Origin of the sequence: Arthrobacter sp. lap29, from assembly GCF_032458965.1 — a bacterium.
Lineage (GTDB): Bacteria > Actinomycetota > Actinomycetes > Actinomycetales > Micrococcaceae > Specibacter > Specibacter psychrochitiniphilus.
Map to the genome: position 1 here is coordinate 63,007 of NZ_JAUCEK010000007.1, position 24,163 is coordinate 87,169.

20 protein-coding genes and 1 pseudogene are annotated in these 24,163 nt (G+C 59.8%); 12 read left to right on the plus strand and 9 right to left on the minus strand.

Going from position 1 to position 24,163, the window contains the following annotated elements:
• Positions 1-23 precede the first annotated feature (23 nt).
• Together bioD and RY113_RS12905 are read left to right on the plus strand one after the other, a co-directional pair.
• Positions 24-761 carry a dethiobiotin synthase gene (bioD, locus tag RY113_RS12900; RefSeq protein ID WP_315914882.1) on the plus strand — a complete coding sequence of 246 codons (738 nt, stop codon included), beginning with the start codon at positions 24-26 and terminating at the stop codon, positions 759-761.
• Between the two features lie 123 nt (positions 762-884).
• Positions 885-1,562 carry a GTP pyrophosphokinase family protein gene (locus RY113_RS12905; protein ID WP_315914883.1) on the plus strand — a complete coding sequence of 226 codons (678 nt, stop codon included), beginning with the start codon at positions 885-887 and terminating at the stop codon, positions 1,560-1,562.
• A 37-nt stretch (positions 1,563-1,599) separates the two neighbouring features.
• On the opposite strand, the gene RY113_RS12910 is transcribed toward RY113_RS12905, so the two are convergent.
• Positions 1,600-1,803: a hypothetical protein gene (locus RY113_RS12910; protein ID WP_315914884.1), complete on the minus strand. Its 204-nt coding sequence runs from the start codon at positions 1,801-1,803 to the stop codon at positions 1,600-1,602.
• Positions 1,804-1,915: 112 nt separating this feature from the next.
• Between RY113_RS12910 and RY113_RS12915 the strand changes: the two are divergent.
• Both RY113_RS12915 and RY113_RS12920 read left to right on the plus strand, forming a co-directional pair.
• A pseudogene (locus RY113_RS12915) lies at positions 1,916-2,170 on the plus strand (metal-sensitive transcriptional regulator).
• A 149-nt stretch (positions 2,171-2,319) separates the two neighbouring features.
• The gene (locus RY113_RS12920) at positions 2,320-2,970 is read left to right on the plus strand and encodes an isocitrate lyase/phosphoenolpyruvate mutase family protein (RefSeq protein ID WP_315914885.1); all 651 of its coding nucleotides are present in this window, start codon (positions 2,320-2,322) and stop codon (positions 2,968-2,970) included.
• A gap of 110 nt (positions 2,971-3,080) precedes the next feature.
• Here the strand turns inward: RY113_RS12920 and RY113_RS12925 are convergent, their stop codons facing one another.
• The gene (locus tag RY113_RS12925) at positions 3,081-3,872 is read right to left on the minus strand and encodes an SDR family NAD(P)-dependent oxidoreductase (protein ID WP_110107152.1); all 792 of its coding nucleotides are present in this window, start codon (positions 3,870-3,872) and stop codon (positions 3,081-3,083) included.
• 134 nt (positions 3,873-4,006) lie between these two features.
• Here RY113_RS12925 and RY113_RS12930 point away from each other — a divergent pair, with 134 nt between their 5' ends.
• On the plus strand, positions 4,007-5,881 hold the full coding sequence (locus RY113_RS12930; RefSeq protein WP_315914886.1) for a BTAD domain-containing putative transcriptional regulator: 1,875 nt from the start codon (positions 4,007-4,009) through the stop codon (positions 5,879-5,881).
• Positions 5,882-5,981: 100 nt separating this feature from the next.
• Here RY113_RS12930 and RY113_RS12935 read toward each other — a convergent pair whose 3' ends face one another.
• From RY113_RS12935 to RY113_RS12950, 4 genes are all read right to left on the minus strand, one after another.
• The gene (locus RY113_RS12935) at positions 5,982-7,577 is read right to left on the minus strand and encodes a fatty acyl-CoA synthetase (protein WP_110107193.1); all 1,596 of its coding nucleotides are present in this window, start codon (positions 7,575-7,577) and stop codon (positions 5,982-5,984) included.
• Between the two features lie 330 nt (positions 7,578-7,907).
• Entirely contained in the window at positions 7,908-9,383 is a 1,476-nt protein-coding gene (locus RY113_RS12940; protein WP_110107154.1) for a sodium:alanine symporter family protein, read from the minus strand.
• On the minus strand, positions 9,383-10,213 hold the full coding sequence (locus tag RY113_RS12945) for a hypothetical protein (protein WP_315914887.1): 831 nt from the start codon (positions 10,211-10,213) through the stop codon (positions 9,383-9,385). The genes RY113_RS12940 and RY113_RS12945 overlap by 1 nt, the downstream gene beginning before the upstream one ends.
• A 1-nt stretch (position 10,214) precedes the next feature.
• On the minus strand, positions 10,215-11,462 hold the full coding sequence (locus RY113_RS12950) for a Xaa-Pro peptidase family protein (RefSeq protein WP_315914888.1): 1,248 nt from the start codon (positions 11,460-11,462) through the stop codon (positions 10,215-10,217).
• A gap of 286 nt (positions 11,463-11,748) precedes the next feature.
• Between RY113_RS12950 and RY113_RS12955 the strand changes: the two genes are divergently transcribed.
• The 5 genes from RY113_RS12955 (at position 11,749) to RY113_RS12975 (ending at position 15,987) form a co-directional block, all read left to right on the plus strand.
• Positions 11,749-12,885 (plus strand): diaminopropionate ammonia-lyase, encoded by a 1,137-nt coding sequence (locus RY113_RS12955; RefSeq protein WP_110107157.1) that lies wholly within the window; start codon positions 11,749-11,751, stop codon positions 12,883-12,885.
• A gap of 14 nt (positions 12,886-12,899) precedes the next feature.
• Entirely contained in the window at positions 12,900-14,081 is a 1,182-nt protein-coding gene (locus tag RY113_RS12960; protein ID WP_211315153.1) for an ArgE/DapE family deacylase, read from the plus strand.
• A 38-nt stretch (positions 14,082-14,119) separates the two neighbouring features.
• The gene (locus RY113_RS12965; RefSeq protein WP_110107158.1) at positions 14,120-14,602 is read left to right on the plus strand and encodes a RidA family protein; all 483 of its coding nucleotides are present in this window, start codon (positions 14,120-14,122) and stop codon (positions 14,600-14,602) included.
• Between the two features lie 42 nt (positions 14,603-14,644).
• On the plus strand, positions 14,645-15,571 hold the full coding sequence (locus RY113_RS12970; protein WP_315914889.1) for a LysR substrate-binding domain-containing protein: 927 nt from the start codon (positions 14,645-14,647) through the stop codon (positions 15,569-15,571).
• A gap of 239 nt (positions 15,572-15,810) precedes the next feature.
• Positions 15,811-15,987 carry a hypothetical protein gene (locus RY113_RS12975; protein WP_170121001.1) on the plus strand — a complete coding sequence of 59 codons (177 nt, stop codon included), beginning with the start codon at positions 15,811-15,813 and terminating at the stop codon, positions 15,985-15,987.
• Between the two features lie 633 nt (positions 15,988-16,620).
• Here RY113_RS12975 and RY113_RS12980 read toward each other — a convergent pair.
• Genes RY113_RS12980 through RY113_RS12990 form a run of 3 tightly spaced genes read right to left on the minus strand, consistent with a single transcriptional unit; the run spans position 16,621 to position 20,762 of the window.
• Positions 16,621-18,033, minus strand: a complete 1,413-nt coding sequence (locus RY113_RS12980; RefSeq protein WP_110107160.1) for an alanine racemase — start codon at positions 18,031-18,033, stop codon at positions 16,621-16,623.
• A 9-nt stretch (positions 18,034-18,042) separates the two neighbouring features.
• A complete protein-coding gene (locus tag RY113_RS12985) occupies positions 18,043-19,758 on the minus strand; it encodes an FAD/NAD(P)-binding protein (RefSeq protein WP_170121002.1) in 1,716 nt (571 codons plus the stop codon).
• Positions 19,755-20,762: a pyridoxal-phosphate dependent enzyme gene (locus tag RY113_RS12990; RefSeq protein ID WP_315914890.1), complete on the minus strand. Its 1,008-nt coding sequence runs from the start codon at positions 20,760-20,762 to the stop codon at positions 19,755-19,757. Before RY113_RS12990 ends, RY113_RS12985 begins: the two co-directional genes overlap by 4 nt.
• A 728-nt stretch (positions 20,763-21,490) precedes the next feature.
• Between RY113_RS12990 and RY113_RS12995 the strand changes: the two genes are divergently transcribed.
• Both RY113_RS12995 and RY113_RS13000 read left to right on the plus strand, forming a co-directional pair.
• Positions 21,491-23,122 (plus strand): FAD-dependent oxidoreductase, encoded by a 1,632-nt coding sequence (locus tag RY113_RS12995; RefSeq protein WP_315914891.1) that lies wholly within the window; start codon positions 21,491-21,493, stop codon positions 23,120-23,122.
• Positions 23,123-23,287: 165 nt separating this feature from the next.
• A complete protein-coding gene (locus RY113_RS13000) occupies positions 23,288-24,031 on the plus strand; it encodes an SDR family oxidoreductase (RefSeq protein WP_315914892.1) in 744 nt (247 codons plus the stop codon).
• The last annotated feature ends 132 nt before the right edge of the window (positions 24,032-24,163 follow it).

Here is a 24,163-nt window from a genome sequence, read left to right on the forward strand (position 1 = left end):
ATAGGTATCCGGAAAGGAACCCCATGAGCGAATCCACCATCAGCTATGTCACCGGCACCGACACGGACGTGGGAAAGACAATAACGACGGCGGCACTCGCCGCAGCGCTGACAGCGGACGGTGACACTGTGGCCGTGTACAAGCCGACGCAGACGGGTGTCTCCTGCGACGACCCCGCAGACATGGCCGAGGTGGCCCGGCTCAGCGGCGTGAAAAACGTCCACGAGGGCATTCGGCTGAGGTATCCCATGGCCCCGGATGCGGCTGCACTGCGTGAAAACCGGGACCTTCCCTCCCTGGCCGACCATGCCGCACGCATCCTCGAGCTGGCGGCAAGCCACGACCATGTCCTCGTTGAAGGGGCTGGCGGACTGCTTGTGACCCTGGACGGACAGGGCAATACCATTGCCGAACTGGCTGCCCTGGTTGACCAGAGAGTTGTTGAGCGTGCTGCAGCCCAGGGATCTGACGCGCTCACCATCCGGACGGCGTTCGTGGTGGTGTGCCGCAGCGCCTTGGGGACGTTGAACCATACGGGGCTCACGTTGGAAGCCCTGCACCACAGGGGTGTGGCTGCGCCCGCATTGGTGATTGGTGCGTGGCCCGCGGCGCCGTCGTACGTGGAAGTGAGCAATCTGGATTCGCTGCAGGGGCTGGGAGTGAACTTCCTGGGCACCCTGCCAGCCGGCGCAGCCCAACTGGCACAGGAGACGTTCCGCGCACAGGCCTCAGAATGGCTCAAACTGCCGAATTGGTCCTAGGGACAGTCGCAGGCGGCCGTGGCGGGGAATCGAGCGCATCCCTGACAGGGGGCTGCCAGAGTCGCGAGCTAGAATCGAGAGGCTCAGGGCCCGCTCCACCGCACCAGAAGGAAACCATCAGCAATGCCAGCCCGCCACGAATTGCCGCTCGAGACCCTCAAGATGTTCCGCACCGGCATTGCCCGGTTCATGCTCTCCTACCAATTCGGCATTGACGAGATGATGACAAAAATCAACATCCTGAAGTCTGAATTTGAGCATCTGCATGACTACAGCCCCATTGAGCACGTCAGTTCACGGCTGAAGACGCCTGAGAGCATTTTGGCAAAGATCAGCCGCGATGGGATGGAGCCCTCGTTCGCTGCTATCAGCGGGGACATCCACGACATTGCGGGCATTCGCATCACGTGCAGCTTCATCTCCGACGTCTACCGTGTGGCGGAGATGATTTCCTCCCAGCGGGACGTGACCGTCTTGCGGGTGAAGGACTACATTGCCTCCCCTAAAGCAAATGGGTACAAGAGCCTGCACCTGATTGTGTCCGTCCCGGTCTTCCTATCCGCCTCCGTCGAGACGGTGAGCGTGGAGATCCAGATCCGCACCATCGCCATGGACTTCTGGGCAAGCCTTGAACACAAAATTTATTACAAGTTCGACGAGGAAATTCCCGCGGCCCTGCTGCAGGAACTCCAGGACGCTGCCCGGGTGGCCAACAACCTGGACGTCAAGATGGAACGGATCCATGAGGAGGTCCTGGCCGTACGGCACAACTCCGCAGAAACGGACGAGGTTAGCGACTAGCTTTCGGCGTGCTCGCGGTTGCGGCTCAACGACCGTCCTACTTTCCGCCAAACAGCCTGCTGAACCAGCCGCCGGAGCTGGCCTTGGGGGCCGCAGATTTCGGTGCCGCAGATTTGGGCGCATTGCGGTCACAGGAGCAGCGCTCCGCTTTGGGGATATGGCGCATCACCTCATCAACGTGGTTGCCGCAGCCGGCCCAGGTGGTCTTGTTGCAGCTCTTGCAGTTCACGGCGCGGCACATGCGGTTTCTCCTCATTCCTAGATACCCCTGTGGGTATCTCCAACTCATACTTTACATACCCCCTAGGGTATTATGTCAAGTCCACCTGAAAGAACCAAGGAGTGCCAAGCAGCTGTCAGGGGAAGACTCAAAGCCCATCATCAACCGTCCCGCCGTGCCAAGGGCCGGCTGGCGGGCGTCATTAAGATGTTTGAGGAAGGGCGCGACTGCGAAGACATAGTGATGCAGATGGCCGCTGTCGCGAAAGGCCCTGGATCGGGCAGGATTCGGACTGGTCGCGGGCAGCCTGAAGGAATGCCTCGCCTCAGGGGAAAGTCAGGACCTGGACAGCGGAAAGCTGGAGAAACTGTTCCTGTCCCTGGCCTAAATGCGGCCAGCCTGGCTGCGCCTCACTCCCCCGCGGCCCGGAACCTGGCCGCCCTGAAACATCCGCTACCGCTCCCCCATTCCGCGCCCGGTAGACCGGGCGCATTTAGGGGAGGCGGGCGCGGATCTTGTTGACGCAGGCGGGGACGGGTGCGCGCCAGCGCTGGAATGCCCGACGGCGGGCACGCCAGCAAAGCGGCAACGCTCGCCTTGGTATCGGGGTTGGGCAGGATTCCGGTACATGTCAGCGCCGACATTGAAAACGGCTACTCCGACGACCCCGAGGAAGTTGCTCGATTCGTGGCCAAGCTGTCAGCACTCGGCGTGGCCGGGGTGAACTTGGAGGACAGTACGGACGGGCATTTGGTGAACCCGGCGCTCTCAGCGGCAAAGATTGCGGCGGTAAAGCGCGGCTCCCCTAACGTGTTTGTCAACGCCCGGGTGGACAACTACTGGTTTGCCGAGGAGGCCACGGTGGATGCAGTGGGGCTCCGGGCCCAAACCTACACCGATGCCGGCGCGGACGGGATCTTCGTCCCGGGTGTGTCCGCCGCAGACGACATCCGACGCATCGCCGCAGGAATCGAGCTGCCGTTGAACGTCCTTGCGCACGCAACCCTGACGGTGGCCGAACTGGAGCGGCTCGGCGTCCGCCGCGTCAACTCAGATTCTCTTCCTTACCGCGTTTCCGTGGATGCCGCCGTCAACGTGGTTGGCGCCCTGCGCGACGTCACACCGGTTCCCGCCGCAACGCCGTACCCGGACATGCAAGCCATGCTGGAGGAGTTCCACAATGGGTGACAGATGCGTTCCGGACTACGGGTTCGGCTTCAGGCTCAGGTTCAGGTTCGAGGACGAACGCCCCCAAAGCGGTGACTGAGCACACCATCTAGTGACGCTGCCCGCCACTCTCATAGCAACCCCGTCAGCACCCCGCCGTCCGCGCGCACGACGGCGCCATTCGTCGCCGAAGCCTTGGGGCTGGCAAGGAATGCTGCCATGTTCGCGATCTCCGCAGGTGCTATGAACCGCTCCAGCAGTGAGGTGGGCGTCCCGGCCATGATCGCAGCCTTCAGAGCATCGGCGGTAATCCCCTGCTGCTGAGCCAACGACTCCACCGTCTCCGCCACGCCATCGGAATAGGTAGGCCCGCCCAGCACGGAATTCACTGTGACTGCCGTGCCACGGGTGAGCTTTGCAAGCCCGTTTCCCAGGGCCAACATCGCTGCCTTTGTAGCACCGTAATGAATCATGTCCGCCGGCACGTTCACGCCAGATTCGCTGCTCACAAAGATGATTCTGCCCCAGCCGCGGTTCAGCATCGCTGGCATCACGTGCCGAGCCAGCCGCACTCCGCTGAGCACGTTGACCTCGAAGTAGAGCTGCCAGTCGTCGTCGGAAATGTCAGTGAAAGGTTTCAGCTCAAAGAGGCCCACGTTGTTCACTAGGATGTCCACACTACCCAGTTCCTGACACAGCTGTGCTACCTGAGCGGGGTCGGCAAAATCGGTAGCCGCCCCGGAAACCAAAGCTCCGGGCACCTCGAGTTCTAGGCTCCGGACCGATTCTGCTAGCTTTTCCGGATCCCGGCCGTTGAGCACTACCGCTGCACCCTCCCGAGCCAGTGCCTTCGCAATCGCGTAACCGATCCCCTGGCTCGATCCACTGATGAACGCCTTCTTGCCTGTGAGTTCCAGATCCATGTATTTCCCTTGCTGTTGAGTTCAGCCATAGCGGCCACGTCCCGCACCGGCGGTTCCGGCGCAGCACCATCTTGAGAATCCCATGGACGGATCAGCGCCCGATCAGCCCGGCCACGGCCCACTAGACTGGACGGATGAGCCAGCTTCGGATCCGCGTCCTCGGGGCCATTGGTGCGGACGTGAATGGAATCGCGGTGCGCCTCTCGAAAGCGCGGCATCGGGAGATTCTTGGCATACTGATCACTGCCCGTGGCCGAACAGTGTCTACCCAGCAACTCGTGGAAGACCTATGGGAGGAGCCACCGGCCGGCGCTGTTGGAGCTGTGCGAACCTTCATTGGCGAGCTGCGCCGCATCTTGGAACCACAGCGCCCACCCCACACTCCCCCTGCCGTTCTGCTCACCACAGGCGGCGGGTATTTGCTCCGTCTGGAACCCGACGCGGTTGACTTGCGGCGTGCGGAAACGGCCATCAAGGCTGCGGGCGGGATGGCTGCGGCTACCCGGGAATTCGTGCTGGCCACGGCGCTGCAGGAATGGCACGGCGCCGCGTTCGAGGAGTTCACCGACCGTGGCTGGGCCCGGGGTGAGTGCACTCGGATTGCCGGGCTGCGGGCCAACATCCTTGAGCAACTGGCCGCAGCGCGCCTTGCGCTGGGACGTCCGGAAGACGCCGTCGAACTTCTCGCTTCCCACACCGACGAACATCCGTGGCGGGAGGAGGGCTGGCGGTTGCTCGCGTTGGCGCACTACCGTGCGGCGCGCCGTGGAGAGGCTCTCGACGTGCTGGTCCGGGCCCGCAGCGTTCTTCAAGGCAGCCTGGGGCTCCATCCCGGCGCAGAACTGGCAGACCTTGAGCTGCGCATCCATCGTCAGGACCCCGCGTTGGACACGGACGACGCCGGTCACTCACTTTTGCTGCGCACCGTCACCGGGGCTGCGGGTGCCGGGACCCGTTCGGGGCTGGAGGGGGTTGCGGCGCTGATACCGCTGCTGGCCGTGTCCGGCTCGGTTCACTTTGCCGCGCAGCAACGCCGCTCTGCGATCGAGGCCGCCGAGCAGCTGGGCGATCCGGAGCTGACGGCGCGTGTCATCACGGGGTTTGATGTTCCCAGTTGCTGGACCCGGCCCGATGATCCGGAAGTGTCGGCGGCTATTGTTGCGGCCGGCGAGCGCACCTTGGCAGCGCTACCGGCGGGGTCTTCGGAGCGGGTGCGGGCGCGGCTGCTGGCAACGGTGGCCATGGAGTCGCGTGGCACGGCGGACAGGCTGGCCGAGGCTGCCGAGGCGGAGACCATTGCCCGCCGGCTCCACGATCCGGCCCTGTTGTGCCTTGCGTTGAGCGCCCGCTATTTACAGACATTTTCGACGGCGGGCCTGGCCAAAGTACGCGACACGCTGGGTGGTGAAATCATCGCCCTTGCGGTGGCGGCGGAGCTGCCCACCTTCGAGATTGAAGGCCGCTTGATCCGTATGCAGGCGTTGTGCGCCCTGGATGACATTGCTGCTGCGTCCGCGCAGGCAGCTGCCATAGACCAGCTGGCTGCCCGCCACGACCGCGCCCTGGCGTCGGTGTTCACCGCATGGTTCCGCTGGACCTTTGCCGACGGTCCGCCTCCTCCTGCTGGCAGTGAAATGCCCGGGTTCAGGAGCGGGCTGGCAGAACTTGCTGCCCTAACCGCCGCTGTCCGGACCGGTGGCGAATTGCCGGATGAGGCTTTTGGTCCGTACGAGCCGTGGGTGCGGCCTCTGCTGCTGGTCCGCACCGGGCACACGGCTGAGGCGCTGTCTGCGTTGGGCTCCTGCCCGGATCCGCCGCTCGATCTACTCATGGAGGTGGCATGGTTTTTGATCGGGTTAGCTGGCCTGGAGTCTGGGCACCGGGCCGCCGTCCAGCGCGCGTACCGGGCACTGCTGCCAGCCGCCGGCGAGCGGGCCGCGGGCAGTGGAGCGGTTGACCTTGGCCCTGTCAAACCTCTGCTGGAGCGGCTGGGACGGTTCCTACTGTGATCTATTGAGAAGAAGTTGGAACAATACGAGATGCTAAATGGCTGGCGCGTAGTCCGGAAATGGCAGCAAGGCGTAACGCTTCAGGCGGACTGTCCGTGATCTAGTCGGCTCGTTCCGCGCGCAGTTCCCGTTTCAGGAGCTTGCCCGACTGGTTGCGGGGAAGTTCTGCGACGAAGTCGACGCGTTTGGGTGCCTTATAGTCTGCCAACCGGCTCTTGACGTGCGCGCGTACAGACTCTGCAGTGAGGGACGCCCCGTCTTTAAGAACAACAACTGCCGTGATCGCCTCAATCCACCTAGCATCTGCAATGCCAATCACGGCCACCTCAGCAACCTCAGGCAATTCGTAAATGCAATCTTCCACCTCCCTCGGCGCAACGTTCACTCCCCCAGTGTTGATCACGTCCTTGATCCGGTCCACGACTTGGATGTAACCATGGGCATCTCGGGTCACCTGATCCCCTGACCGGAACCAGCCATCAACAAAGGCTTCGGCGGTGGCCTCGGGCTTGTTCCAATAGCCAACCAGCAATTGAGGTGACCTGTACTGAATCTCCCCCGGCTCACCTGCGGCGGCGATGCTGCCGTCCGTGGTAACGACGCGCGCTTCCACATAGAAGACGGGCCGGCCGCAGGAGGCAGGACGCGTTTCGTGTTCCTCGGGGCGAAGAACTGTGCATAGGGGGCCGAGCTCGGACTGGCCGAAGCAGTTGTAGAACCCAATCTTCGGGTACCGGGAGCGCAACCGCTGAAGCACCGTTACCGGCATGATGGATGCCCCATATTGTGCTTTTGTCAGCGAGGACAAGTCCCGCGTCTCTAGATCTGGGTGGTTACTCAGTGGCACCCACACCGTGGGCGCCAAGAAAAGTGAGCCGATGCGCTCTTCCTCGACGAGCTCCAGAATCTTGCCGACGTCAGGACGTGCGATCAGCCGGATGGTGGCTCCGAGCGAAAGGTAAGGCAGCATGAATACATGCATGGCAGCCGAGTGGTACAACGGCATTGCAATGAGCGGCCGGTCATCAGCGGTAAGGTCCAGCCCGATGATGGAAGAGATGTATTCCGCAAGCAATGCCTTGTGGGTCATCATTGCCCCCTTGGGTGCGGAGGTTGTGCCCGAGGTATAGAGCAGTTGGAGGATCTCCTGTTCGCCACCCTCGTCCTCTACCGGGACCGTATCGACGTCGTCGGTCAGGGCCGTTTCCACGACGGAGGGTTCGGGGGAATCGGTTCCGGGGAACATCGGCCACACCTGTTCAAGCGCCGGAAGCCGGCTAGCGGATCTCAACTCGTCCACGAGCGGCAACAGCTCGGGATCAACCACCAAAACGCTGGCGCCCGAGTCGTTGAGCAGGTAGCTGAGCTCATCCCCTTTCAGGGCGAAGTTCACGGGCACGTGGACCAGCCCGGACTTGGCACACGCAAGGTAAAGAAGTAGGTAGGCGTCGGAGTTCGCGCCGTAGGCCGCAATCCGGGCACCTTTCGGGAGCCCAAGGTCCAGCAGACGGCGTGCAACCCGGTCAACACCCATTTCGAGCTGAGCATAGCTCCATCGCCGGTCTTGGAACAGTACGGCCTCCGTTGCACCGTTGCGTGAGACGGTACGGCGCAAGAGCGCTCCGACCGTGTCGGCGCCGCCATTACTGGGCGAGGCAATGAGGGGGTTGTCAGGCTTCGAAGGTGAAGCATTCATGGTGTAAATGTTCCTTTCGTCAATGCGATGGACCGCGGCCAAGAAACTTTCCATACACAATTGCACAGTGCTCCTGAACAATCTGATTCTTTCAACCTGCCACATCCAGCTAACAAATCAAGGCAACACTTGCCAGGGACGGCGATTCAGCGGCTTCCGTGGTGGCCCTCGTCAAACCAACCCTCACCCGCGGTTCAGAAGCACCCACCTACCCGCTACCGCGGCGGGTTAAATGAATAGCCCTCGACCACTGCGTCTCCGCAATGGTCGAGGGCCATTCATTTGGGTTCGATGTACCGCTCACCACAAGATGCGAGGCGGGACAGGGAACTACTTTACGTCTCTTCGCAGGCTTTGCGCAGGAGCCATAACAGGTTCCTTGACCCAGAAATCAGCTCCGTCAACTTTTGCAGCAACCGCATCAAAGACAGGGTCAATGCCGGCCTTGCGCTGCTTTTCATAGTCTCGCAATACCCGCAGGGCAGGTTTGGCCAAGAGGACAATCACTACCACGTTGATCCACGCCATGGCTCCATACCCTAGATCCCCAAGCGACCAGGCGAACGAGGCGGAGGTGACACTTCCCAGATATACGCATGCAAGGAAGCCGAGTTTGAGCACTACACCGGGCCATTTCCACGTGATCCCAAAGCAGCGTTTGATGTACGCCAGTCCGGTGTCTGCCATGTACATGTAGAACATCACGCTGGTGAAGGCGAAGAAGAGAATAGCAATTGAAAGCGTCCCTGAACCCCACCCCGGCAGGACGGACTCGATGGCGGCCTGGGTGTACAGCGGACCGGGTTCAACGCCGTCCAGGTGATTTGCCAGCGGCGCACCTGCTGCCGGAATGACGTTGTAGGACTTCGTAATGAGAATCATGAAGGCAGTAATGGAGCAGACGACCAGCGTATCTATGAAGGTGGCAAATGACTGAACCAGTCCTTGTTTGGCCGGGTGTGAAACCTCGGCAGCAGCCGGGGCATACGTCTCGCTTCCAAAGCCAGCTCCGTTCGAGAAGGCCCCGCGCTTGACTCCCCAAGCAATTGCAGCACCAATCATCCCGCCGAACGTGGCATTCGTGCCGAAGGCACTGGAGAGGATCAAGGCGAATAGCCCGGGTATCTCTGCGGCGTTCACCACCATGATCAACAGGCCCACCAGAATGTATCCGGCCGCCATGAAAGGAACCACAAACTCGGCCGTGCGGGCAATGCGTTTGATGCCACCGAAGATGATCAGTGCCAGAATTACCATCAGCGCAATCCCTGTGATGTGGGTGTTGATGGAGAAGGCTGAATTCAGTGATGCGGAGATGGCGTTGACTTGAACGTTCGGCAGCAGGAATGCGCCGGTGATCATGGTCATGATCGCAAAGATAATGGCGAGAGGGCGCAGTTTCAGGGCTTTTTCAATGTAGTAAGGAGTTCCCCCTCGGTATTCTCCGTCCTGCTTGCTCTTATAGACCTGAGCCAGGGTCGTTTCAATGAAGGAGGTGGCCATGCCGAGGAAACCTGTCACCCACATCCAGAAAACGGCGCCGGGACCGCCGTAGGCAATTGCTGTGGCAACGCCAGCAATATTGCCAACACCAATCTTGTCGCCCAAGGACAGTGCCAGCGATTGGAAGGAGGAGATTCCGGATGCGGAACTTTTCCCTTCAAAGGTCAGCCGGACCATCTCGAGGGCGTGCCTGACCTGGGCGAAGCGGGTGGCTATGGTAAAAAACAGGCCTGCGCCAAGGAGCATGATGACAAGGACCGGACTCCAGACAAGCCCGTTGAGCCACGTGATAAAACTTTCCATTACTTTGCACCTCCTTGGACCGCAGCGGTGGCGGTCCCTACGCTTTCATTGGTGGGGCTCAGAGGTAGTCGCAGCAGCCGCCCGTATCCGCGCAGTGCGTCATTGATGCCTGAGAGCCGGAGCATGTGCCAGGCGAGCGCCTGATTGCTGCTGATGACGGGCTTGCCGAGGCTGGCTTCAGCCCGTTCTAAAATGTCCAAGGTTCGCACGTTGGTGCAGGAGACAAAAACGGCATCGCAGGGCGAGGCCTGCCCCACCTTGAGGATCGCTTCGTAGACCGATTCAGGGGCGATCCGCGCCACCTTGCATTCCTCGGATTCCTCAAAGGAACCGAACCCGGTAATGGTGGGGCCGTCTTCTTCCAACGCGGACCGGAGCTTCTCGGACACTTCCGCTACATAGGGGGTGACGAATCCCAGCTGGCGGACGCCCAGGGCTTGGCAGGCTGCCCGTACTGCTGTCAACGGATCGGTGACAGCTGGCATCACTGAGGAGTTCTGAACCTCGGCAGGGTAGGCGGAGCGGACGGCCTTGGCCACGTTTTCGGCTCCGATGACGCTTGCACCGGAGGTACATGCGTACCCAATAGCGTCGAAGGAACCCCCGGTGGGAAGCAAGCTCACAGCCATGGGGATGTGTTCTTCCATGGCCGCTAGTGTTTCCTCGGTGACGTCCAGCCCGCTGGGTACCCGGGTGTGGTGAAGCACGACGCCGGGTAGCTTCAGTAGTGTTTGGAATTCGTATTCGAGCGTTTCATCAACCTGCAGGACAATAACGCCCAGGCGGGCGCGGGTGGCAACACCCGCATCTGATTCATAGGACAGTTTCATCTCAGTGCACCTCAGGGAGTTGTTCGGGGGCGCGGCGGCTCAGAAGCTGAGGGCCATTGTTGCGAAGCACAAAGTTTTCTTCGTGCACCATGCCCTGACCGGGTTTCATATCGAGGGAAGGTTCAAGGGTGAGGACCATGCCGGGAACCAGGATGGTCTCATCCGCGTTGGTGTGCGAGGGCCATTCGGTCAGCTGCATACCCAGTCCGTGGCCTAACCGGCCCACATTGCCGCAGGCGTAGCCGTTGTCAACGATCACTTTTTGCATGGCTCTGAAAAGGTCCCCTGCTGTGGCTCCAGGCCGGGCAATCTCCAACGCGGCGTTGGTGGCCTCGAAGAGTGTGGCGTAACCATGCTTGGCTGCGGGGTCCGCCTTTCCGATGGCCCAGTTTCGGTCAAAGTCGCAAAAGTAGCCGTCGTAGACGGTGCCTGTATCAATCATCAGCACGTCCCCTTCGGTCAAGGGACGGTTCCCTGGGGGAGAAATGACATTGTCATACCCACCCGGAGCTGATGCGCCAACAAGGTAGGAAACATCGTCGGCCCCGTGCTTGAGGAGTTCAATCTTGACCGCACGGAAGGTTTCCACCAGCGGCTGGCCAGGGGTGGCGATGCTAGGGACCAGGTCATAAACGTCGGAGGCGATGCGGCAAATATGGGCGATCTTCTCAATTTCCGCCTCTGATTTAACCATCCGCAAGGTCTTGACCACTTCCGTTGCGTCATGGAAGCTGAATCCGGGCACCATTGCCCGGAGCCGGTCGTAGTCCGCCAGTGGCATGCGCAGGGTAGTTTCAGGGCCCATGGGCACTCCCACCCGGGCCCGGTCACCGAGGATTTCATGCATGGTCTCGGCCAGCAGGGAAACCCCCTCGTCCTGCGGCTGTGGGGACGTCCAGGTCCGAATGTCCTCAATCCAGGTCTGCGCCAGAGGAGGGTATCCAATCCCTGGAATCACGGCGGTGGGCTGACCGATGGCAGGCACCAGAAGGAACCAGGGACGGGTGGGGCTTTGCCAGAACTGCGTCAAAAAGCCTGTGAAGTAGCGAAACTCAGCTTCCGTGGTGATCAGCATTGCGTCCATACCGGACTCAGCCATCAGCTGCTGCGCACGTGCCAGCCGGTTGGCGAACTCCGCAACGTCAAAGCCACGCTGTGGGGCTGGGTGCGAGCCGGAGGGCACAGACAGAATCCCGTTGTGCACGGTGCCGGGCCACACTGCGTGGTCGGGGATGGTTTTCTCTGACATCCGTTTGTTGCTCCTAGATATTGTGGCCGTTGCGTGCGAGATGACGCTCAAGTATTGATGGTGCCGGGTTGGATTGGGTGTGGCACCACCAGCTTTTACGAGTGGCCCACTCCATGTGTCCCCAGTCACTGCATTAAGTGTCCCGCATCATGAAGTAAACAAAAAGCGGTCAAATACGGCCTTTATCTTGAAGCAGAATTGGACAATTATATTTGAAGTAAAAGTGTAAGGAATTGACCACAAATAAACACTTTTACTTTCCCTTTCTTTGTTGGACGATGGATACATGCTTCCCACACAGACCTCCCTTTGGTACTCGAATCCCACCTCCCGCTCATGGCAGACTGCAGCGCCTGAATCTGCCCTGCCCTTTCACCGCAGCCTTGATGGCTACACCCCCACACCGCTGGTTAGCCTGCCTTCCCTTGCCACTGAGCTGGGTGTCGGCCAAGTCTTGGTAAAAGATGAATCGAACCGCTTGGGTTTGCCTGCCTTCAAAATCCTCGGCGCCTCATGGGCCGTATGCAGGGCCCTGTGCCAGCGCTACGATCTGGACCCCGAGGGAATGACCGTTCCCCGGCTCAAGGAATTTATCCACGCCAACGTAGACGTTGCGCAAACCCCTGTACTTGTCACGGCAACCGATGGCAACCACGGCCGAGCAATCGCCAGAATGGCGGCATTACTGGGCCTCACTGCCCGCATCTACGTTCCGGCAGGCCTGAGCTCCTCCGCAATTGCAGGCATCACCGGAGAAGGTGCTGAGCTGATCGAAACGCAGAACATCTACGATGATGTGGTCATGCTTGCCGCGAAATCCACAGAGGGCCAAGCCTGCGATGTGTTGATTCAGGACACGGCGTGGGAAGGGTACATGCAGGCTCCGCAGTGGATTGTGGACGGTTATGGCACCCTGTTTGGCGAGATTGATGATGCACTTCGGGAAATGAATGCATCCGGCCCGGACTTGGTGGCCTGCCCTGTTGGCGTTGGTTCACTCGCCCAAGCATTGGTGGAGCACTACCGGACCGCGGGCAATGCCGCTCCTGTCCTTTTGAGCACTGAACCGGAAACTGCAGCGTGCATTGCACAGTCCTTGCTGTCAGGGACTCCGGTAGTGGTGGATACCTCCTACCCGTCAATCATGTCAGGGCTCAATTGCGGCACCCCCTCAGAGCTGGGCTGGCCGGCGCTACTGGCAGGACTTGATGCCGCGGTGAGCGTTTCTGAGTCCGACTGCCGCCAAGCAGTCTTGGATCTTCAGGACCTAGGCTTGGATGTGGGCCCGTGTGGTGCAGCCACCTTGGCCGGTGTTCGAGCAGCCTTGTCCATCCCGCAGCGGAGGGAGGCGTTGGGGCTCGATGCAACGTCCGTAATCGTCTTGGTCAGCACAGAGGGCCTGGCAGCAAACCCGCTTCGATGAAAGGCTCTTTCCCCATGGAAATCAGCAAAAATTTAGTACCCAGCGCCATCATCAGCCTGCTGGAAGATCCTGTGGCGCTTTTGGAAGACCTGGTCAGGATCGATTCCGTCAATCCTGACCTTGTGCCAGGCGCAGCTGGAGAAACAACAATTGCGGACTTCACGGCAGCGTGGCTGGAACAGCGGGGATTCACCATTACCCGGCTTGAAGCCGTGCCTGGGCGCCCGTCCATTGTTGCCGTTGCAGCCGGTACCGGGCAAGGCAAGGCCCTGATGTTCAACGGACATTTGGATACCGTCACCCTCGCAGGCTTCGACGGGGAACCGCTGGAGCCGCGAGTGGAGGACGGGCGCATGTACGGCCGCGGCACTTTCGATATGAAAGCCGGCATCGCAGCGATGATGGTCGCCGCGGCAGCTGCGGCGTCACAGCCCCATGCTGGCGACATTATCGTAGCCCTTGTCGCGGATGAGGAATTCGCCAGCGCTGGTACGGAGGAGGTCTTGCGGCATTTCACCGCTGACGCGGCAATTGTCTCTGAACCAACACATGAGGACATCGTCATCTCACACCGTGGCTTCGTATGGTTTGACGTGACCATTCACGGTACCGCCGCCCACGGCTCCCGCCCTGATTTGGGGATCGATGCCATCGCAAAGGCCGGCAAGTTCCTCACCGGCCTCGATGACCTCAGCCGTTCGCTACCCCAGGGCGCCGCCCATGAGATGTTGGGAACTGGCAGCATCCACGCTTCCCTGATTCGCGGTGGGGAGGAGCTCTCCAGCTACCCCGCCTCCTGCACCGTCTCACTTGAACGGCGCACGGTCCCTGGCGAGAACTCGTCAACGGTGGAGGCTGAGCTGCGGAAAGTTCTCGATGACATCGCCAGCTCGGACCCCGATTTCAGCTACACCGTGACCGAGATCCTGGAACGGCACGCCTTTGAAGTCTCTGCCGAGGAGCCTATTGTCCAGGCCCTTGAAGCCGCGGCTGCCGCGGTCACCGGGAAACCCACCACCGTCCGCGGTGAAGCTTTCTGGACTGACGCATCCCTGATGCTCGAGGCAGGTATACCCGGGCTGCTCTTCGGCGTTGACGGTGGCGGAGCCCACGCCGCCACCGAATGGGTGGAACTGGACTCAGTGATACGAGTCGCTCACGCCCTTGCCACCACCGTCTCCAATTTCTGCCGCTAACACCAACTCGGCCACTAAAACCAACCAGAAGGATCACCATGACTGCCACTCCCACCGCATTCTCCCACCCCATTCTTCAAGAACGCCTCGCCCAGCTGGGCCTGACCCTGCCGGAAACCTCCTCGGCCGTGGCCGCCTACGTTCCCGCCATCCGGACAGGCAATACGGTCTACACCTCCGGCCAACTGCCTCTGCATGAGGGCACCATGGGAGCTCTTGGCAAGGTTGGAGCTGAGGTTTCTCCTGAGGTGGCGAAGGATTTGGCCAGAACGTGCGTTCTGAACGCTCTGGCCGCCGCTGGCGCACTGGGCGATCTGGACACTGCACGGATCCTGAAAGTTACCGGCTTCGTTGCATCAGCATCCGGTTTCAATGGACAGCCTGCGGTGATCAACGGCGCCAGCGAGCTGCTCGTGGAATTGTTCGGCAGCCGTGGAGCGCATGCCCGCTCGGCTGTGGGAGTTGCCGAGCTTCCCCTGAACGCACCCGTCGAGGTTGAGATTATCGTAGAGTTTCTCTAGCGGCACACCGGCCGCCCACGCCACACAGCAGAAGGAACAGACGTGCTGAACATCGTCCGGCTCAGGGTCTTGCGGGAGCTCTACCACCGCAAGACCCTCTCAGCCGTGGCCACCGCGTTGTCCTACAGCACCTCGGCAGTGTCACAGCAGCTACGCCTACTTGAAAAGGAAGTCGGCGTTCCCTTGGTTGAGCCTTCGGGGCGCCGCCTGCAGCTAACCCCTCAAGGTTTAATCCTTGTAGCCCACGCCGAGCAAATCCTGGACTTAGTGGAACGTGCCGAGGCTGATGTCTCCATGTCCGTGTCACAACCGCGCGGGGTGGTCAGGGTTGCCGCTTTTCAATCCGCGGCTCTGACAATTATTCCCGATGCCATTGCAGAGCTTCGCCGGCTCCATCCAGAGCTTTCGGTGGAATTCGAGCAAGGCGAACCTGAAGCCACCATGCCCTCGCTGGCCTCCTCGGAATATGACCTGGTTATTGCCGAGTCATTCCCGGGGCTTCCCCTGCCGGCGCAGCCGGGTATTGCTGTCACTACCATCATGGAGGATCCCTTGTGGCTGGTCATGGATGCAACCATCGCGGACGGTCTGGATCCCAGTAGAGACCTGATCTCCCAGCTCGCAGAGGCCCACTGGGCGGTGGAAACGGCTGCCTCCGCCTCCCGAACATGGCTGACAAACCAATGCCGCAAAGCAGGCTTCGATCCCAAGATAATTTGTTCTTCTGAAGACGTTTCGGTCCACTTGCGGTTTGTTGAAGCAGGATTAGCCGTGGCAGTGCTCCCTGGTCTCTCGCTCGTAGGAGCTTCCACCACAACTCGCAGATTTCCCACCTCCGGAATGCAGAACCGGCAGATTCTCCTTACCACCCGCGAAGCCTCGAGCCAGCGGCCGGCCATAGCGGCCGTTTCGGCCGCAATTCACCGTGCAGCCACCACTTATGCCAGCGGTCGAATCAGCGAAAACTAACTTTTCCGGGATGGCTAGTGCCGCTGCTCGGCAGAGCGCTCCCCGCGCCCTTTTGGTCAATCCTGGGCGGGAATCTGATTCCAAGCCAATTTAGCCGTAGTCCCCACCGGCCCCGGCGGCAACGTAGACAATATTATGCTGGTGCATTCCGTGGGCCCCCACACGATAAAGGAGCATATGGCGCTTTATAAGAATGTGTTCCATCACCGGGATACCACCATGTCGTAAGGATGAAAGCCATGCTGCGGGAGGGCGCCCGGGCAGGGGCAATCCGGAGCGCCATCGAAGCCGGGGACCCCTCCGCGGCACCACTGGATGAAGCACAGCAGGCGTCCATGGTCTACGCCAGGAAGCAGAATGTAGCCCCTGCGGAGATGGTCCAGACAGACGTTCAGTTGCTGCGTGAGGAAGGATGAGACTACGGCGGCATTCTAGAAATCAATCACACTAAGAAAGCAGACTTCCGTTGCTATCCGGCGTTAGGAGCCACATGAGCGGCGGCTAGCCGAACTAGCTCGGGCTGAATTCGATTCGAGTCCTCGCGGCACCTGATGACTTTGCTGCAGGGAACGGGAGGGTAGGCCTTAGCCTAGAACCCAGCTATGCGCAGCAGCGTGGTGCTGGCATCAGCACAATCTCCGGCGTAAGTACGCCAGCCACGGTTGGATATTTTTGCCAACCAGAGGCTGCCACCTCAGAAATGATGGCCCGGGCATAAGACTGCTAGAGATGGAATGCCCAGGCCGCTCCAAGCAACGCCCTATCCCCTCGATGCGCAAGAATCCGTGATTGTGACCATGTCCAGCCATGGCAGTGTGCCGTCGTCAGAGTGTTGATACACCGTGCTGCATGGACCGTGTGTCCCGGATCAACACTGCCCGCCGAGCTCGTTTATCCTTCTGTCACGACTCTTGTGATGCCCGGCTCCGGATTCGTCACCGCGGTGGCGTCGCCACCGGGTTGAATTCCTTCTGGGTTGAATTCCTTCTGGACCGAGCAGTAGACGAGCCATCTGAACCACGAGCCGTAGGGTGCGGTGGGTTGACGTTTTAGAAGCTTAGCTTTTCCCGGTCGATGTCATCGGGCACCCATTGCGTGCCATCAAAGTGAATGTTGGCGGCGAGCGGCAATTGGTGGGACGCGCTTTCAACTATATGCATGAGATACCCGCCAGTGTTGGGGAACGCAATTAAGTCCCCGGCTGCTACCCCCTGCGGAAATTCGAAACGCCGGCGCAGCAGCAGCTCATCTTCAATACAGTAGGCGCCCACCAGAAAAGCGCTATCGGCAGCACGTTTCTTTCCGGCAGGGGCGGCGGGGACAAGGACCGGATCGAGCAGGAAGTCCGCCGACGTGGAGCGGCACTGGGTTCTATTCATGTGCAAGCCCACCAGTGGGACGCCGTCGCTGCGTTTCTTGGTGAAGGCCACCTCGGCAAGAGTGAGTCCGCATCCGTCCATCAGTGAACGGCCCGGCTCGCAGCGCAGTTGGATCTTGGCAGAACGGAGTGCGGAGGCAACGGATGGCGCCCCTGATTCTGGAACATATGATAGGACTTTATCCAACCACGCCCCGCGGGTGAGGTCTTGGTGGTAAGGGTAAACCCCGGAATTCGGGGCCTTGCCGGAGGAGCCAAATCTATCTGATTTCCAGGTCAGCGATTCATCACCTTCCGGCAAGGTGCCCAATGTTGACCAAAAATCTTCCCACTGGGTGGCACTCTCCAGATAGGACATGGGTATTCCGCCTCCCATATCCACAAAGGAAGGTTTATGGCCCAAGGTCTGCAATTGGCTGATGAGGTCTAGTCCTTGATGAATCCCGAGGGAACGCGCGTGGGCGTCATAGCCGTTGAGGTGAAAGTGAACACCGGCAACCGTGAGCTGTGCTCTCAACTCAACGTCATTGAGCACTTGCAGCCATGAAGATGCAGGAAGCCCAAAGCGCGTAGCCGGTATGGCTGGGTGGTTGATGGCCAGCCGCAAAGCCACATGAAGGGGCTCTGCGCTGTTGCTGCTCAGTTCAAGCACGCTGTGTAGTTCTTCGTCGTTATCCAGGCTAATGGTGGCCCCGGAGGCAATGGCCAGCTCCATCAATGCCTTCGATTTCACTGCGGCGCTGACAATGATCCGAGCGGCGGGCACGCCACGGTCAAGACATTGGCGTAGTTCATTGAGGCTCGCCACATCCACCCCACACTCTTCGTGAACGGCGCGATCAATGGCTGCCATGGTTTTGTTGGCTTTGCGTGCGAAGTAAATTTGGAAATCAATGTGATGCGCGGCTGCAGCGCTGTTGAGTTCCTTGACGTTCTTGCCCATGGCTGAATATTCGTGCAGGTTCACCGGCGATCCATAGCTATCAATGAGCTCTCGGCAACGAGTGGGATCGCTAAGGATTTCCTCCATCCACGGCTCAATCCGGGCGGTCAACCGTGCAGTACCGTACATTTTCTGGTGCATCACTTTTTCCTAGCTGTCAGGTTGAGCGGCGGCACGGGCAGCAACCCGTTGGGCCCACAAACGGTATTCTCCATGCAGGGATCTGTTAAGGGTGTCATGACCCAAGGTTGGATCTTCGGTAGGGCGGCCCAAGGCTGCCAACCGTTCATTTCTAGACCCATCACGAGCCAAGCATGTTCCGTCGAGATCGGTCAACAGGCCACGCTCTCCCGGACGCACCATGACTTCTCCGGCCCTCAAAAGCTGAGCCGCCAGGTCACTGTTGGGTTCGGCCTCTGGCGCTGGCCTCCGGAGCACTCCGGGTCCCGGGGTCACGGCATCAACGAGAACGGCACCTGCAGGCGGTTTCTCCCCGGCACCGGCAACATGGAGGATTCCGGCCTCTAATAGCGCCACCAACTTGCGCGCGGTGAGCTCCGGCGGACCGAAGGTAAACTTTTCCAAGTTTCGGGCCACCCGGGTAAAGAGGCGCCATTCGCCCGTGGTCCGCGGAAGCCTATCCATGGCCACCACCAGCTCAGCATAGAGCCCGGACCATACCCTGGCCCAAATCCACCCCGTCGTGACGGGCGCCCTGAGCTGATTGACGCAGAGGCTGTTCCGCAGCAGTACGGCTGCGTTCGTTTCCTGTGACAGCTTTCCTGTATCAGGACTGGCGCTTACGGAGTCTCCTGTCAACGCTGTTCGCCACAACTCAAGAGCACCTGTCGGGGCCCCCATAAGACGTGCACACTCCATGGCACATTCGAGCAGGACGCGCCACATCCCGGCCAGCGCCTGTCCGGCCACTACCTGCTTCGCCAAGGCGTGCTCGGCCAGTACCCGCCCCGCTGGCCTGCGCCAGGATGGCCTCCGCCCGGCGTCGGAATTGGGATCCCGGGTCTGCACACCCCACTGGCGCAACCGTTGCCGGTACACATCAAGGCAGGGCGAAATCTCTGCTGGCACATGCTCGGGTTTGGGCTCCATCAACGCCCCGCTTCGGGAGAAAAAAGTGATTCGGCGCGGCTCTTCCCCGCTCGGGATATACAGAACGCCGTCGCTGCCGTCCCCGGAGGGCTGCCATGTTCCGCCCCGGCCCTCTGTGAGGAGCAGAGCTACATCGTAGGCCGTCAACGCTGCTCCCCGAATCCAAACCTCGGCTCCACCTGCAACGTCCGTCTTGTTCAGAGCGGTGTAGTCCCCCATCAGTGGGCTGGAATTGAGCGCCCCTGCTAGCGGATCCGGACGCAGTTCACCGGCAAGCCCGTGCCCCGTAGCCCCGTGCCCCGTAGCTAGGAGAACCTCGTCATACTCTTGTGAACTCAAGGGCCCGCTGACTCGCCACCGCGATCCGTGGCGCTCCACCCCGGTGACTACTAGCGGGATATGAGTGAGCCCAATGTTCCCGTGATGGTACAAAAGCTGGAATTGTTCATTCAAGTACCTGCCCACAAATACCCGCGGGGGATACTTTTCTTTCGATCGTTCAGGGGCAACGCGGGCAATCCAGCGAGTGAAGTTTTCCTGGCTCAGCGATGATGAGGCATCGACAATCCCCGCGTTGACATTGAGCCGCAGCACTTCTGGCTGAGTGACCCGCCAGACACTGCCCGCACCGGGCGGCAGTGGATCATAAACGTCAACACTAATCCGCGGTGACTGCGCGGCAGGGATGAGATCGTGCAGTGCCAGTAACGCGAAAAGGCACTTGGGCCCACCTCCAATGACAGCTATCCGGATCAAGGGTTCGAGCGTGTGTTGATGGTGAGATCTGCACGTGGTTCTTGGTCCCCCGCGGGCTCGGCATTGAGTGTGCTGCGGACCCATTCGTCATTGTAAACGCTCTGCAAATAAGGCACTCCGGAGTCATGGACCATAAAGGCTAAGCGTGTCCCGGCTTTTAGATTGGGCACCAGAGTATCCATGGCAGCAACAATGGCACCGGTGGAGGCCCCGGCAAGAATGCCTTCACTGTGGGCAAGCCGCCGGCAACCGCGCACCATGTCTATCTCCTGAATCTGGAACACGAGGTCCGGGTCGGCGGATGCGGCTAACTCCGGCAGTATTCCGGCGCCGAGCCCTGGTAGCCGGCGTGTACCTTCTTGCCCACCGAAGAGAACCGACCCCACGGAATCGACAGCCACAAGCTTCGTTTTTAGCCCGTGCTCCCGCACGTACTGCTGGCACCCGAGCAGGGTGCCGGTGGTGCTCGTGGCAACGAACAAATAGTCCAGATTGCCCCCGGATCCGGCGATGATTTCAGGCATGGTCGTTTCAAAGTGTGCCCGTGGATTGGCCAATGAACCATATTGGTTAGTGGTCACGGAACCCGGATTCGTTGCCAACAGTTCGCTGACCCGGCGGCGGCGTGCTGCCAGCTTATTTCCGTCAGCTGGGGTCCGCACCAGATCAACCCTTGCTCCGTAGGCTTCCATGAGTTCCAAAGCCAAAGGATTTGCATTCTCATCCACCACAGCCGTGAACCGCAGACCCCTCACCACACACTGCCTGGCTAAGGCAATACCCAAATTCCCGGAGGTCGATTCGATGACCATGCCCCCAGGCTGGAGCGCAGCCGAGCCAAGAAGTTCTTCGATCAGCCCATTCGCTGTTCGTTCTTTAGTGCTTCCTGCCAGCTGGAGCAAGTCAAGCTTGGCGTAGACATCAAGGTCATAACCGTCAAAGAGTCTGTGGAGCTTGACCGTTGGAGTAACCAATGGTTGCAATAATCCCAAATCTTTCAACATACCTTCCATTACTCCTATCTTCTACGCACCAAAAAACGCTGCGCCAATAATTGTGAGAACTGTAGATTCTCTAAATCGCTAAAGCTCACTGCCTTCACCCTTCTAGCGCCCCACGCAGATTTTTTACTCGTGTTGCAAATCTAGATTTCCGTTGCTTTAGAGTATTGCTCACCCGGCTGGAGAAAAGCTTGAAATACAGGGTCCTGTCATGAACCTGACCGGGCGGGGCTTGAACTAGCCAGACCGCGGTTGGCGCTCCTCAGCACGCAAAGGCGCAACGATGACTTGGTTGTACCGTTTGCTACTTGCATAACTTTTGTACCAAATTGCATGACTTTCATACCAGAAGCCTAGTGCTGGCAGGGATGAACGTCTTCACCCTAAGGGGTGAATTATTCTCCCCCGCAGCGGTGGAATAAGTGCCCTTCGTATCGACCTAGCGCCTCGAAAGTGGAAGGGGGGGGGCTTCCCTCAGTGAGAAAACATTTTTACAGGGTTACCGCAATGCCTGTGATGCGTACTGCGGTGAAGAGTAACGCCTACTACGGCGAACAATGAACCGTAACCGTATGTGGCGGCGGCGGTTCATCGAGTTGGGCGCCTGCGCGGAGAGCGATCTTGTGAGGAGAATTAGAGGCCGTTCGCTCTCTTTCAGTGCCGGATCGAGGCTAAGCTCTGGTATCGGCGCAAAGTAGTGCGATGACTCCTGACCGAAGAGGAAAATTGCTGTGAAAGTAATTGTTATTGGTGCAGGATTAGCTGGGCTGCGTGCTGCAGGACTAGCTGCCAAAGAAGGGCACGACGTCACGGTGTTGGAAGCCTCCCAAAGTGTGGGCGGTCGCGTCGATACCGAGCTAATTGACGGATTTCGGTGCGATCGAGGGTTTCAGCTTATTAACCCGAGCTATCCAGATGCGCAGGCTGCACTGAATCTCAATGACCTCGATCTGCATCCATCAGGACGTGGTGTTGCTATTCGCGATGGTTCCGGCGTTCAGGTACTAGCGGATCCTTTCCGGCATCCCGCTTACCTGAAAGGGCTGCTAGGAGGTACCCTCACGTTGGGAGATCTCGCTGCGCTCATCCGTTGGAACCGCTTGGCCAGAAGCGAATCACTGACTCTGCAGCAAACCATTGACCGCGCTGGTTTCTGTGTGCCATTGCGCAAGGTTATTCAACGATTCTTCTGCGGTGTGGTGGCAGACCCCGATCTAAAAACCGTGGCTTCATCAGCTCAAACACTGGCCTGGTATTTCGTCAAGGGAATCCCGTCACTGCCAGCGCAAGGAATGGTGGCAGTGGCACATCAGCTAGCCGAGCCGATATTGGAACACATCAGATTCTCAACGCCCGTAGAATCGCTCATCAGCCACAATGGCCAAGTGCGCGTGGTCTGTAGCTCTGGTGAAGAGCTGATAGCAGACCGGGTGGTAGTAGCCGCCGGCCCCAGGACGAGTGCCAGGCTCACCGGACAGCCAGAACCCACCATGAACTCCCTGACCACGTGGTGGTTCGATGCTGCGCACCGTCCCAGTAAGTTGCCTTTCCTCTACCTTGATGTCCGAGAAGAATCCAGGCTGATCCACACATCTGTGATCTCCAACATCTGCCCGTCCTACGCCCCTGCCGGACGTCATCTGGTACAAGCAACAGCAGTAGGTGCGCATGGGTTGGAGGACAGCGAAGCCATGGCCCAAGCCGCCAGCATCATGGGAGTTCATAATCCTGACTGGAGACTGCTGGTGCGCCACGACATTGTGAATGCCTTGCCCTGCCTCGAACCCGGGCAACGTCCCCTGGAAAGTGGGATCGACGGCGTGATAATCGCAGGCGACACTACCGAACCTTCCATTCAAGGCGCCTTGGCCAGCGGCGTTGCAGCCGCACGGGCCTTGGGTGATGCAGCAGGAAAGCCCCTAGCGCGTGAGCGCTTCAACGATACGTTCACCCTGCAGATCAAGTGCAGCGGCGATGCTAGTGACATTTGGGAAAAACTGACCGATCTGGATAACCACACCCGAGCCATTCCCCTCACCGTAGTAACGCCAGCCCAAAGCCGGATGATCGACGGCCTGGAATTCGTTGGGCTCACGTCCTTGGGGCCAGTGAAAATGGCAGACCGCATGCTGGTCCGCCAAGCCGAAGCGCCAACTCCTGGAAAGCCGGGACTTCTCAAGGTCTCCAAATTTGGTCCGGTAGCAGGAGAAGTGGAGGCCACCGTAGAGCAACACGGCTCCGAGGTAGAGGTCATCTGGCGCCAAAGCCTCCAGCCAGCCTGGTTACCCCGCTGGCTCAGACCCCTGGGAACTGTTGTTGCACGGGCCGGCTACAGCATTGGGTTACGTAAACTGCTGACCTGAAAAGAGCTGTGCCGAGATGGCCCCGGTTGTAGCCGTAAAAGAAGGCAAGGGAGTCTAAACTTCAGCGCTTCCAGCCTGCACACAAGATTTTGTGATTGTGTATAGGGGCAAAGTGCAGAGGGGTGCTCAACACCCTCATATTATGAAAATGAATAGGGAGCCACCATGCAGCTCGAAAACAAGGTCATAGTCGTCACCGGTGGAGCTTCCGGAATTGGCGGCGCAATTTCCCGGGTACTGGTGGCCCGCGGTGCCAAGGTTGTGGCAGTTGATATCAACGCGGACGCTGGAGAGTCCCTGACCAAGGACCTCGGCGCTAACGTGCGGTTCCTGCTCGGTGATGTCAGCGAGCAGGACGTTGCCACGAACGCCATGGAAATGGCCACATCAAGCTTCGGCGGGCTGGACGGGCTGGTCAACAACGCCCATGCATCACGGCAAGCCATGTTCAATGAACTGACCGAAGAGCAGTGGGACCTCTCCTTCAACACAGGTTTCCGCGCTACCCGCCAGTTCATGGCGGCCGCGTACCCACTTCTGGCCGTCAACGGCGGGTCCGTGGTGAATTTCGGTTCAGGCTCGGCCATCGTGGGGCAACAGACCCAGGCTGCCTACGCCTCCGCCAAGGAAGCCATCCGCGGGCTCTCACGGGTCACTGCCAACGAATGGGCTAAGGACAACATCCGTGTCAACGTTGTTTCCCCCATGGCATTGACCGCAGGGGTGAAGGCGTGGAGCGAGGCCTTCCCGAAAATGTACCAAGACTCGTTGGAGAAGGTGCCGTTGGGCCGTTTCGGTGATCCTGAAACGGATGTTGCACCCGTGGTGGCATTCCTGCTCTCCGACGATTCACGGTACATGACGGGGCAAACCCTGATGGCCGACGGCGGTGCGAACAAGCTCTACTAATTCCCGGCCGGCCCCTACAAAGTGGAAATGTGAGCACCGGGACAGGGGCCGGCGGCCGCGGCGCCCTAGCCGGCGCCAAAGCCGACGCGGGAGTTAACCGAGCAACAAGTTGTCCCTGTCCATCAGGTATTG

Coding starts and splice junctions, on each gene's coding strand:
- bioD (WP_315914882.1), top strand. CDS start 24: ATGAGCGAATCCACCATCAGCTATGTCACCGGCACCGACACGGACGTG.
- RY113_RS12905 (WP_315914883.1), top strand. CDS start 885: ATGCCAGCCCGCCACGAATTGCCGCTCGAGACCCTCAAGATGTTCCGC.
- RY113_RS12910 (WP_315914884.1), bottom strand. CDS start 1,803: ATGTGCCGCGCCGTGAACTGCAAGAGCTGCAACAAGACCACCTGGGCC.
- RY113_RS12925 (WP_110107152.1), bottom strand. CDS start 3,872: ATGGATCTGGAACTCACAGGCAAGAAGGCGTTCATCAGTGGATCGAGC.
- RY113_RS12930 (WP_315914886.1), top strand. CDS start 4,007: ATGAGCCAGCTTCGGATCCGCGTCCTCGGGGCCATTGGTGCGGACGTG.
- RY113_RS12935 (WP_110107193.1), bottom strand. CDS start 7,577: ATGAATGCTTCACCTTCGAAGCCTGACAACCCCCTCATTGCCTCGCCC.
- RY113_RS12940 (WP_110107154.1), bottom strand. CDS start 9,383: ATGGAAAGTTTTATCACGTGGCTCAACGGGCTTGTCTGGAGTCCGGTC.
- RY113_RS12945 (WP_315914887.1), bottom strand. CDS start 10,213: ATGAAACTGTCCTATGAATCAGATGCGGGTGTTGCCACCCGCGCCCGC.
- RY113_RS12950 (WP_315914888.1), bottom strand. CDS start 11,462: ATGTCAGAGAAAACCATCCCCGACCACGCAGTGTGGCCCGGCACCGTG.
- RY113_RS12955 (WP_110107157.1), top strand. CDS start 11,749: ATGCTTCCCACACAGACCTCCCTTTGGTACTCGAATCCCACCTCCCGC.
- RY113_RS12960 (WP_211315153.1), top strand. CDS start 12,900: ATGGAAATCAGCAAAAATTTAGTACCCAGCGCCATCATCAGCCTGCTG.
- RY113_RS12965 (WP_110107158.1), top strand. CDS start 14,120: ATGACTGCCACTCCCACCGCATTCTCCCACCCCATTCTTCAAGAACGC.
- RY113_RS12975 (WP_170121001.1), top strand. CDS start 15,811: ATGCTGCGGGAGGGCGCCCGGGCAGGGGCAATCCGGAGCGCCATCGAA.
- RY113_RS12980 (WP_110107160.1), bottom strand. CDS start 18,033: ATGCACCAGAAAATGTACGGTACTGCACGGTTGACCGCCCGGATTGAG.
- RY113_RS12990 (WP_315914890.1), bottom strand. CDS start 20,762: ATGTTGAAAGATTTGGGATTATTGCAACCATTGGTTACTCCAACGGTC.
- RY113_RS13000 (WP_315914892.1), top strand. CDS start 23,288: ATGCAGCTCGAAAACAAGGTCATAGTCGTCACCGGTGGAGCTTCCGGA.